The organism is Acinetobacter sp. YH12128, from assembly GCF_013418655.1.
Taxonomy (GTDB): Bacteria; Pseudomonadota; Gammaproteobacteria; order Pseudomonadales; family Moraxellaceae; genus Acinetobacter; species Acinetobacter amyesii.
Map to the genome: position 1 here is coordinate 24,996 of NZ_VPBO01000029.1, position 11,653 is coordinate 36,648.

9 protein-coding genes, 1 tRNA gene and 1 pseudogene are annotated in these 11,653 nt (G+C 38.9%); 8 read left to right on the forward strand and 3 right to left on the reverse strand.

Going from position 1 to position 11,653, the window contains the following annotated elements:
• The first annotated feature begins 69 nt into the window (after positions 1–69).
• The 4 genes from FTU64_RS14070 (at position 70) to FTU64_RS14085 (ending at position 4,069) form a co-directional block, all read left to right on the forward strand.
• Positions 70–1,026 carry a MoxR family ATPase gene (locus FTU64_RS14070; RefSeq protein WP_180026449.1) on the forward strand — a complete coding sequence of 319 codons (957 nt, stop codon included), beginning with the start codon at positions 70–72 and terminating at the stop codon, positions 1,024–1,026.
• 12 nt (positions 1,027–1,038) lie between these two features.
• On the forward strand, positions 1,039–1,944 hold the full coding sequence (locus FTU64_RS14075) for a DUF58 domain-containing protein (protein ID WP_180050551.1): 906 nt from the start codon (positions 1,039–1,041) through the stop codon (positions 1,942–1,944).
• 3 nt (positions 1,945–1,947) lie between these two features.
• On the forward strand, positions 1,948–3,960 hold the full coding sequence (locus FTU64_RS14080) for a DUF3488 and transglutaminase-like domain-containing protein (RefSeq protein WP_180060101.1): 2,013 nt from the start codon (positions 1,948–1,950) through the stop codon (positions 3,958–3,960).
• Positions 3,961–3,992: 32 nt separating this feature from the next.
• A tRNA-Val gene (locus tag FTU64_RS14085) sits at positions 3,993–4,069 on the forward strand.
• 86 nt (positions 4,070–4,155) lie between these two features.
• Here FTU64_RS14085 and FTU64_RS14090 read toward each other — a convergent pair.
• Together FTU64_RS14090 and FTU64_RS14095 are read right to left on the reverse strand one after the other, a co-directional pair.
• The gene (locus FTU64_RS14090; protein ID WP_180060102.1) at positions 4,156–4,902 is read right to left on the reverse strand and encodes an IS5 family transposase; all 747 of its coding nucleotides are present in this window, start codon (positions 4,900–4,902) and stop codon (positions 4,156–4,158) included.
• Between the two features lie 403 nt (positions 4,903–5,305).
• Positions 5,306–5,734, reverse strand: a complete 429-nt coding sequence (locus FTU64_RS14095; protein WP_078188630.1) for an OsmC family protein — start codon at positions 5,732–5,734, stop codon at positions 5,306–5,308.
• Between the two features lie 148 nt (positions 5,735–5,882).
• Here FTU64_RS14095 and crp point away from each other — a divergent pair, with 148 nt between their 5' ends.
• The 4 genes from crp to FTU64_RS14115 all read left to right on the forward strand — a co-directional run bounded on the left by crp (position 5,883) and on the right by FTU64_RS14115 (position 11,531).
• The gene (crp, locus tag FTU64_RS14100; protein ID WP_180055139.1) at positions 5,883–6,593 is read left to right on the forward strand and encodes a cAMP-activated global transcriptional regulator CRP; all 711 of its coding nucleotides are present in this window, start codon (positions 5,883–5,885) and stop codon (positions 6,591–6,593) included.
• A gap of 201 nt (positions 6,594–6,794) precedes the next feature.
• Positions 6,795–7,844: an NADP(H)-dependent aldo-keto reductase gene (locus FTU64_RS14105; RefSeq protein ID WP_180055141.1), complete on the forward strand. Its 1,050-nt coding sequence runs from the start codon at positions 6,795–6,797 to the stop codon at positions 7,842–7,844.
• Positions 7,845–8,191: 347 nt separating this feature from the next.
• Positions 8,192–10,771: an ATP-dependent chaperone ClpB gene (clpB, locus tag FTU64_RS14110; RefSeq protein WP_168377776.1), complete on the forward strand. Its 2,580-nt coding sequence runs from the start codon at positions 8,192–8,194 to the stop codon at positions 10,769–10,771.
• A gap of 232 nt (positions 10,772–11,003) precedes the next feature.
• Complete coding sequence (locus FTU64_RS14115; protein ID WP_257222269.1) at positions 11,004–11,531, forward strand: hypothetical protein; 528 nt, start codon at positions 11,004–11,006, stop codon at positions 11,529–11,531.
• Between the two features lie 32 nt (positions 11,532–11,563).
• Here FTU64_RS14115 and FTU64_RS14120 read toward each other — a convergent pair.
• Positions 11,564–11,653, reverse strand: a pseudogene (locus tag FTU64_RS14120) (IS5/IS1182 family transposase); the annotation flags it as partial.

The window sequence follows — 11,653 nt, forward strand, 5'->3', positions numbered from 1 at the left end:
AACACTGTATTTTTAAATAAAACCCTGTATGTTAGTCATTCATTTAACTTTTTTATTGGGGAATAAAAGGTGTTTTGGGGATCAGAGAAAAGCCAACAAAATAATACATCAACGCTTTTAAGTGAGCAGAGCCTTGCGCCTTTTTACCCGAAAATAAATACATTCCTCGAACAAATTAACCAAATTATTTTGGATAAAAACCAGCAAACCAAATTGGCTTTAGCTTGTCTATTGGCTGGTGGGCATGTGCTATTTGAAGACTTACCTGGTTTAGGAAAAACGACATTATCTAGCGCCTTGTCACATTTAGCGGGATTAAAGTTTCAACGGATTCAATTTACCAATGACATGCTGGCCAGCGATGTGATTGGGGTAAATATGTTTAATCAAAAAGAACATCATTTTGAGTTTAAATCTGGGCCGATTTTTACCCAAATTTTATTGGCAGATGAAATCAACCGTTGTAGTCCAAAGACCCAAAGTGCTTTATTGGAAGCGATGGAAGAGGGGTATGTGACGGTTGATGGTGTGCGCTATGCTTTGCCTCAACCATTTTGGGTGATTGCGACACAAAACCCTTTATTTCAAAGCGGTACGTATGCGCTACCTGAGTCCCAGTTGGACCGTTTTTTAATGCGCTTGTCTTTAGGTTATCCATCGCGTCAGGCAGAGAAATTATTGCTTCAACAAACTTCACGCCATGATCTGATTGCGGCATTAGCACATATCTTTAATGAATCAGAAATTTTACAACTACAAGGCTTTGTCGAGCAGATACATCTGAGTGATCGTTTGATGGATTACATTTTGGATCTTGCTGCTGAAACACGTAAAGGGAGACATGGTCTTTCTACGCGTGGTGTTTTAGCCTTAAAGAAAGCTGCGCAAGCCTATGCGCTGATTGAGCAGCGAAATTATGTGAATCCTGACGATGTACAAGCGGTGTTTACAGCTGTGGTATCTCATCGAATTGGATTGTCAGATCTTGAAGCCTCTAAGCTTTTAGAACAAGTTTCAATTCAATAAAGGAGTTAAACCTTGGCTTCGATGTGGCAGCAATGGATTGAACGTCGATTTAAAATCGATCAGCATAAACAGCTGACTCAAAAAGATGTCTTGATCTTTATCTATCAGCAAGGCTACTTGTATTTGGTGTTAATTTTCATCACCTTTATTGCAGGTGTGAATTATGCAAATAACTTGATTTTAGGCTTTTGCTTTTTAATTAGCGCCGTATTGTGTATTAGTTTCTATATTACTTTTAAACAGCTTCATGCGTTGCAGATTCAAATAAATGTTGTTGATATCCCGCAAGCTGGGGAATTACTTTCGGTCGAAATTTATTTTAAACAAGAGGTTGAACAGGCGCGATATTTGTGGATTAAAACAGAAAATCAGCTACATAAATTACTGTTCAATACGCAACAGCAATGCTTTCAATTAAATTTTACAACCAGCCAACGCGGTGTTTTTCAGATTCCGCCAATACACATTTATAGTGTTTATCCTTTTGGTTTAGTTCGGGCCTGGACGTATTTGTATGCACAACACCCCGCGTGGGTTGCGCCACAAGCCAGTTGGCATTCCGTGGAAAATAAGCAACAACAGCAAAATTTTGAACCTGATCTTGATGAATTTCGCGAATTACGGAGTTTTCAGACGGGGGATTCACTTCATGCGGTGTCATGGAAACAAGCAGCACGAGGACAAGGCTTGTATGTCAAAGTTTTTGAGCAATATGAAGATCTAAAGAAATTGGAGATTCATTATCACCATATGCCAGCTCAAAGTCATGAAGAAAAACTTAGCCTCATGATGGGTTTGGTCGAGCAGGCTGAAAAAAATCACGATCAATATGTACTGTATTTACCTAATGCTGAGTTAGCATCAGGTACTGGAAAACTGCATTATTCCGAAGCAAAACGGTTATTGGCGCAGGCTTAAGAGATGATTGAAAATACCATACGCCGCTCAATATTACTCACTTTAGCATTGGTGCTCATTGCACAAATGCTTTATATCCCTGTGGCGACATCATTGGTATTTTTAGTTATTTGGCTTATTTTATTACTCAATACCCGCGCCAGTAAAAAACCATTTTCTAAAATTTTAACCTATGTGCTGACATTGACAGCATTATTTAGCATTTATATAAGCCATAAAACCTTTATTGGTGTTGATGCAGGGGTTGCAGTACTCAGTACATTTTTATTTGCTAAATCTTTAGAAACAAAAACACGTCGTGATGTAATTATTTTATTTAACTTTGCGATGTTTGTGATTGCCAGTAGCTTTTTGTTTAGCCAGTCTTTTGCCATGGCATTGGTTATTTTATTGGCGTTGTTGAGCTGCTTTATTGGATTATATCGTTTACAGACCGTTGGTTTTAGCCAAAACTCAGGCGGTGAAATACAGGCGATTAAACAAGATATTGGGCATGTGGGTAAATTTATTGGCTTAGCTGTTCCATTCTTTATCTTGCTGTTTCTCTTTTTTCCACGCCTGCCGCCGCTATGGCATATTCCTATTCCTGAAAATAAAGCCACAACGGGAATCAGTGACAGCATGTCTCCGGGCGATATTGCTGAGTTATCACAGTCGAGTAGTTTGGCTTTTCGTATAATTGGTGATATTCAAGCCTTGCCAACACGTACAGAGCTGTATTGGCGGGCGATGGCATTAGATGAATATGATGGTTCTAAATGGACTAGTCATTTTTTTAACCAGAACGTTATACAGCTGAATCCAGCCGAGTTAAAACCCAAGCGGACATTGAATTATCAATATTTGGCTGCCGACCCAAGTGTGATGTGGATTATGTCGTTGGAGCAATCCGTTCCCAATGAAGCACGTTTTGCATTAGGTCAAGATGGTCGAATTACACCCTACCGATTAACAGCACGTACAGAGCCGATTCAACTGAAATGGTTAGGAAGTGCAGAGCCTCCTCAAATAAAAAATGTAGATTTACTTGAAAAATTAAACACTCGCTATGTTGAAAACTTGGATGTTCAATCACAACAATTGGCCCAAACTTTATGGCAGCGAAGTCGTCAAAATCCTGAGCGTTATATTGCCGAAGTTTTGCAATGGTATAAACAAAATCGCTTTGCATATACCTTAAGCCCAGGTGTATTGGGGCAAAATCGGATAGATGATTTTTTATTTGGATCAAGAAAGGGGTTTTGCGAACATTTTGCATCGAGTTTTGCAATGTTGATGCGCTATGTGGGTGTTCCATCGCGTATTGTTGTGGGATATCAAGGTGGTCAATTAGCACCAGATGGGAAAAGTTGGGAGGTTCGTCAACTTGATGCACATGCGTGGACAGAGGTTTATGTCAATCAACATTGGCGTCGAATTGATCCTACAGCCATGATCGCACCTCAGCGTATCGATGGTGGGATGCAGGATTATATGGAACAAGATCGGACAATTTTTGGGAGCCAGCAGTCTACTTGGGCCTATCAACAATTTTCGATGTTGAAAAAAGTCCGTGTATGGAGTGATTATGCGAGTTACCAATGGCAAAGCAAAGTGGTGGGCTATAATGCTCAATCTCAACAACAATGGTTTAAAAAGCTCGGTACAAATTCTGCTTATGCAGGTGTTTTAATTCTTATTTTGAGTATTGGTGGCATTGTAGCATTATATTTTATATGGATTTTGCGGAAAAAAAGAAAAAGCCTAAGCTCTCTTGAAAGAGAAATTGCCAAGTTTGCTAAGAATTTACCCTTGAGCCAGCAAAAAGTGGCTTCAGAAAGTTTTAGGCATTGGTTACAACGTTTGGCTGAAAATATACCTGAACAGGAAAGGGCGGCATTTGAACAAGTTATTACGTTATTTGAGCAGGAAATTTATGTAGGTACCGCGCTAAGTTCTCATGATATTCAATATTTTAAGGCTTTGCTTAAAACTTGTACGCAAAGTTTAAAAAAGTCAGAAAAGGGCTTGTCATAAAAAATAAAAATGAATATGATTCTACGCATTCTAGGTTTATAGCTCAGTTGGTTAGAGCGCTACGTTGACATCGTAGAGGTCACCAGTTCGAATCTGGTTAAACCTACCAAATTCAAAAAGCAGAATCAAAATGATTCTGCTTTTTTTTATCTGAAATTATTAGGGTCTGTTGACATTCACTGTTCATAATTAACCCTATAAAGGTAGCCATAAAAATATACAGGCTAAAGCAACAGAACTTTGATAATTGCTTTTGAGCTTGTCATATCGAGTAGCTATTCCTCTAAATTGCTTTAATCTACAAAACATATTTTCAACTAAATGCCTGATTTTATATAAATACCAGTCCATATGGTCATTGTTCGATTGGCTATTCATTTTCCTTGGTATATTCGCTTTAGTCCTTGTTTTCCTGATCTGTTCACGCAGTGATTCTGAATCATAGCCTTTATTTGCGCATACCACTTTTGTCTCTTTTAAATCTAATGTTGATATTAAATCAGGTGCAACTTTAACATCATGTGTGGTCCCATCGGTAATCATGAAATCAATAGGATTGCCATGTGCATCAACAATCAAATGTATTTTTGAGGAGTTTCCTCCTACACTTTTAGAAATAGATTGATTCGCTATGCCGGCAGAATGTTGATGAGCACGTACATGAGAGCCATCAATAAAAATCCACTCCATATCGGGGCATGAGGCTAGTAATTTGAATAATCTAAGTAACTTACCGCTGCTTGACCAACGATTAAAACGTTTGAAAATAGAGTTTGAATGACCAAAACAAGAAGGAATATCTCGCCACGGACAGCCTGTTCTAATTCTATAGAGAATAGCTTCAATAAAATTGCGTAAATTTGAGTTGTGGTGAATGGATAAATTACGCAGAATAACTTTCAACTTTTGCCAGTGTTGATCTGTCAGCATGGTACGAGGCATAGCGAATAGTAAAATTGGGTTTGGTGATTTGATTTTACTACTTCGCTATTTTTTTAAGCTAAAAGTGTCAACACACCCTAATTAAAGTGTTATTAAGACTATAGTTAAATCAAATCTACTTATATGTAAGGTGTTCTTCGCAATCGTTTTCAATCGTATTTGGCTTGAATAGATTCATATGGATTGAGTCGTAAAATCATCATGAGATGGAATTGGGTGTAAATGCATCTATGTGCAAATACATCAATTTGGATATTGATTGTTTAAGTGATTAAGCCAAACTTCTTTGGCTCATATTTCTGCGTTTATGACTATATAGCAGTGCTTTATACAATGTGTGCTTTAGCGGATTGTTTGAAACAAAAGAGCCGCATTCTATGCGGCTTTTAATTGAGCAAATATATTATGCCGCTTCAGCTTCTAAAATTTCAAAGTCATGGGTAATTTCTACACCACCATCCATCAGCATTTTACTAGCAGAACAGTATTTTTCAGCAGAAAGTTCAACCGCTTTCGCAACTTGCTTTTCCTTCACGCCATGACCAGTGACTACAAAGTGCAAATGAATTTTAGTGAATACAGCAGGAATAGTGTCGGCACGTTCTGCATTTAATTCACAACGAACATCAGTAATGTCTTGGCGTGCTTTCTTTAAAATCGTCACAATATCGAAAGATGCACAACCACCAAGTCCTGTTAAAATCAGTTCCATTGGGCGCGGACCACGGTTTTCACCGCCATATTCTTGTGATCCATCCATCATAACAGTGTGACCACTTTGAGTTTTTGCTTCAAAAGCAACATTCTCTAGCCAATGAACACTAGTTTGCATTGCAAGTCCCTAAAAAAAGCTATAAATTTACGCAGTACCTGTACACTAACATAAATTGAGTTGATAAGGAATTTCAACTCTTACGTGTGACAAGTTCACTTTAGGTCTTGTGCGATCTATAAATTATCCATATTCGGAAACTGTTAGCATGACTTCAAACTTTTCACAACTTAGCACAGATGCGCTATCTCCGGGGCAGTTACCTGAGTCGGTGAAGGCATTATTAAAACGTGCATATATCAATCGTTACCCAAAACGTACAACAATCGTTGATGCGGGCTCAGAATCTAAATCTTTGTATTTAATTCTTAAGGGTTCAGTATCTATCATTTTACGCGAAGATGATGAGCGTGAAATTGTGGTTGCGTACTTAAATGCGGGTGACTTTTTTGGGGAAATGGGTCTATTCGAAGCAAATGCACAGCGTACTGCAGAAGTGCGTACGCGTGATGTATGTGAAATTGCTGAGATTACCTATGAAAACTTTCATGAATTAAGCAAACAATACCCAGACTTAAGTTATGCGGTATTTGCACAGCTTGTACGTCGTCTTAAAAATACGACACGGAAAGTCACTGACCTTGCGTTTATTGACGTGTCAGGTCGTATTGCACGTTGCTTAATTGATTTATCTTCACAACCAGAAGCAATGATTTTGCCGAATGGTCGTCAGATTCGTATTACTCGTCAAGAGATTGGTCGTATTGTGGGTTGTTCCCGTGAAATGGTTGGTCGTGTTCTAAAAACACTTGAAGAACAAGGTATGATCGAAACTGATGGTAAAGCGATTCTAATTTTTGATGCATCGCTTGAAGAGAAAAGCCAATTGGCTTCTGACGAATTTGACGACGAAGAATAATCATTCTTCTAAATAAAAAAAGCAAACTCAGGGGTTTGCTTTTTTTATGTCTATTCATTTCTCACCATTATAGCTGAACAAGCCTTTCTCACATTTTTTGACAAATAAACAGAAAATTATGATTTAAACAAAGCCGATATCTTAGGTAAGCTACTTCGTGACTTATATATTGATATTTAAAATAAAGAGGGAATTTGCGGCATGCAATTTAAACCATTGGCACATACAGGCATATTAGTTCCAGAAATTTGTTTAGGCACCATGACGTTTGGTGAACAAAACACCCAAGCAGAAGCTTTCGAGCAACTGGATTATGCTTTAGAGCGTGGTCTTAACTTTTGGGATACTGCAGAAATGTATCCTGTCCCACCGAAACCTGAAACCCAAGGTTCAACTGAGACTATTATTGGTAACTGGATTGCAGCTCGCGGTGGACGCGATAAATTAATCTTAGCTTCAAAAATTGCAGGTCCGTCACAAGGTGGCAGTCATATTCGAGATGGGCAAACCAAATTTATTGCTTCGGAAATTGAGTCTGCTCTAGATCAATCTCTTCAGCGCTTACAAACAGATTACCTTGACTTATACCAGCTGCATTGGCCGCAACGACCAACCAACTTTTTCGGTAAATTGGGTTTTGGCAATGCCGAAGCGAACAATACGCAAACCATTACCAATTTAGAAGAAACATTGGTTGCTTTAAGTTATGAGGTGAAAAAAGGCCGAATTCGTACTATTGGACTCTCCAATGAAACACCATGGGGAACTTTAAAATTCCTACAACTTGCAGAAAAGCATGGTTTAGAAAAAATTGTCAGTGTGCAAAATCCGTATAGTTTATTGAACCGTACTTATGAAATAGGTTTATCTGAAATTGCACACTACGAAGGCGTGGGCTTATTGGCATATTCTCCATTGGCATTTGGTTATCTAACAGGTAAATTCCGTCATGGTGCGCGTCCTGCCAATGCTCGAGTGACACTATTTTCACGCTTTAGCCGCTATTCAAATGCGGAGAGTGAATGGGCAACAGAACAATATGCACAATTGGCAGAACAGCATGGTTTAACGTTGACACAGTTAGCACTAGCATTTATTAAGCAGCAATTTTTTGTCACCAGTACAATTATTGGTGCGACAAATCTAGATCAGTTGAAAGAAAATATTGATGCTTTTGAGGTGAATTTATCAGAAGACATTTTAAAAGGGATTGAAGCTATTCATCGCCAACAGCCAAATCCTGCACCTTAAGCTGAACCTTTTAGTGGATTAAGCAAAAGCCTGCATGTAAATGTGGGCTTTTTTGACATTTGTATTATTTAAGCAAATGGAAAATCATTGAATTTTATTGTCAGAAAGTCAGTTGAGTTGACAAGAAAATTGCCTAAAAATACATATGTATTTAAACAATATAATAAAGTACTAAATTCTTCAATAAATGACTTGAAAAGTATTCTATTTATACCAATATTATAATTGAGATTTATCTTTATCTTAAAATTAACTCATTGAAAAATATTTGAAAAATGTATTTGAAATTTTAAATATGACTCCCATATATGCTTCAAGTACAGAATTTGTTGTGAGGAATAACAAGAATGCGATTCGAAAAATTCACAAACCGTTTGCAGCAAGCATTATCCGATGCCCAATCTTTAGCAATGGGGAAAGACCATACAGCCATTGAAGGAATCCATATTCTTTCGACATTGCTTGAAGAGCCTTCGAACCAAAGCTTGTTACAACAGGCAGGTGCTAATCTTCCTGAGTTAAAAACCAAACTTCAGCAAGCCCTACAGGATACCGCCACCATTGCGACGCCGACAGGGGACATCAACCTAAATCCTGAAGCAGTCAAAGCGCTAAATTTAGCCGATAGTTTTGCGCAAAAAGCTGGAGATGAGTTTCTTTCTACAGATTGGGTGATTCTCGGTTTAGCTGAAACGGGTAAAACCAAAACCTTATTAAATAGTGTAGGCGTAACGACAGATAAATTACGTAGTGCAATTGAACAAATACGAGGCGGTGAACAAGTCATGAGTAATAACCACGAAGATCAACGTGATTCACTCAACAAATATACCTTAGACCTCAATGCACGTGCATTAGAAGGTAAGCTAGATCCGGTCATTGGTCGTGACGAAGAGATTCGCCGTACCATTCAGGTTTTATCACGCCGTAGTAAAAACAACCCCGTACTGATTGGTGAGCCGGGTGTGGGTAAAACTGCAATCGTTGAGGGCTTAGCACAGCGTATCGTCAATGGCGAAGTTCCTGAAAGTCTGAAAGGTAAACGTGTACTTTCACTCGACCTTGGTTCATTGCTTGCAGGTGCAAAATACCGTGGTGAATTTGAAGAACGTCTTAAAGCCGTTCTAAAAGATTTGGCCAAATATGATGGCGAGATCATTCTCTTCATTGACGAATTACATACGCTTGTTGGCGCAGGTAAAGGTGATGGTGCAATGGATGCAGGGAATATGCTTAAACCTGCGTTGGCACGTGGCGAACTTCGCTGTGTAGGTGCAACCACCTTAGATGAGTACCGTCAATATATCGAAAAGGATGCGGCATTAGAACGCCGTTTCCAAAAAGTGATTGTTGATGAACCGAGCGTGGAAGACACCATTGCGATTTTACGTGGTCTAAAAGACAAATATGCAACCCATCATGGTGTGCAAATTTTAGACTCTGCAATTATTGCTGCGGCAAAAATGTCGCACCGTTACATCACAGACCGTCAGTTGCCAGATAAAGCCATTGATTTGATTGATGAAGCAGCATCACGAATCAAAATGGAAATTGACTCTAAACCAGAGCCACTTGATCGTTTAGACCGCCGTTTAATTCAGTTAAAAATGCAACTTGAAGCCGTAAAAAAAGATGCGGATTCAGTGTCGAAGGCTGAAGTTGAGCATTTGGAGAAACAAATTGCTGAAGTTCAAAAAGAATATAGCGATTTGGAAGAAGTGTGGATTGCGGAAAAACGTCTGGTTGACGGAACGAATCAAGCTCAAATTGAGTTAGATAAAGCACGTACTGCCTTTGAAAAAGCACAACGTGAAGGTGATTTAGCAGAAGCGAGCCGTTTGCAATATGGAGTCATTCCTGAGTTGCAAAAACGCTTGAATGAAGAAGAAATTGCGGAGGTGAATGAAGAGCCGAAACTGATTCGTACCAAAGTCACTGAAAATGAAATCGCTGAAGTGGTAAGTGCGGCTACAGGTATTCCTGTTGCGAAAATGTTGCAAGGTGAACGTGAAAAACTCTTACATATGGAAGAGTTCTTACATAACCGTGTAGTGGGTCAAGATGAAGCTGTCGTAGCAGTGTCGAATGCGGTGCGTCGTTCTCGTGCAGGATTATCCGATCCAAACCGCCCAAGTGGTTCATTCTTATTCCTTGGGCCTACAGGTGTAGGTAAAACTGAGTTAACCAAAGCGCTAGGTAATTTCTTATTTGACAGTGATGATGCGATTATTCGTATCGACATGTCAGAGTTTATGGAAAAGCATTCGGTGAGCCGTTTGGTAGGTGCGCCTCCGGGCTATGTGGGTTATGAAGAAGGCGGTGTATTAACCGAGGCTGTACGTCGTAAACCTTATAGTGTGGTGTTGTTTGATGAGGTTGAAAAAGCACATCCAGACGTCTTTAACATTTTGCTTCAAGTGTTGGATGATGGTCGATTAACAGACTCACAAGGTCGTGTGATTGATTTCAAAAACACCGTGATTGTGATGACCTCGAACTTAGGTTCAACCGATGTTCGTGAATTAGGTGAAAACCCGTCGAAAGACGAAGTTCGTGCTGTGGTGATGGCTGCTGTCTCGGAACATTTCCGTCCAGAATTTGTGAACCGAATTGATGAGTTGGTGGTTTTCCACTCTTTACAAAAAGCGCAAATTCGCGGCATTGCAGATATTCAGTTGGATCGCTTACGTTCACGTTTGGCAGACAAAGACATGAGCTTGGCAGTTGAAGATAGTGCCTTTGAATTGCTTATTGATGCTGGTTTTGACCCTGTGTATGGTGCACGTCCTCTGAAACGTGCTATCCAACAACAAGTTGAAAATACACTAGCACAGAAAATCTTGTCAGGTGCATTCCAACCGGGCGATACGATTGTCGTTCAAGCGGAAGGAGATCACCTAAGTTTTGACAAGATGAAACTTAACTAAAAAGCACAAATCTGCTACATCCAGTTGTAAAAACAGAAACCCGGTTTAGGCCGGGTTTTTTTTATTTTACGCTTGTCGTAATTTTCGTTTAAATACGTAAAGTTGATTGTATTTCATCATTTTCACCCACTAATATGACGTCCGCACACATCCAACGAGATGACTGTGTTCTGTAAAACAAAAACAATATCGCTCGTTCATCATGAATGAATGGCAACAGGGAATTATGATTATGATGGAATTTAAACTGCTTAGGCAGATCAAAAAAGAACCTTATAGTTTATATAAACGTACTGGTGACATCACTGTTCAAGAACTCAAACGCATGTATGGTATTTATCAAAAGTATTATGCCAATACCCGTTATGAAATTTTTGAACGCGACTTCTTAGAAAAAACCGGTGTTTTTTTTATTATTGAACCGAAAAATAATCAAATTGTCGGATTTTCGACGGTTATGGAACGTGACTTTGTTGTTGATGGTAAAGCCCGACATGCTTTTTTCAGTGGAGATACCATTATTGAGAAAGAGTATTGGGGAAATCGTGCATTAACTAGAGCAATGTTCCGTTATATTATTAGTTTTAAATTTCGTCATCCAAGAACACCTGTATATTGGATTCTAATCTCTAAAGGCTTTAAAACTTATCTGCTTTTAGCCAATAACTACTACAGCTACTATCCACACTATGGTGAGAAAAATGCTCATCTCAAAGACTTTGTCGAATCGTACTGTAAAGAATATTTCTCAGAATACTAGGGTGTGTTGACATTTACAGCCGATAAATTGAGCTAAAGAGGCAACCATATAAATATACAAGCTAAAGCAACAGCGCTTTGATAGTTACGTTTTAGCTTATCGTATCTTGTGGCAATTCCTCT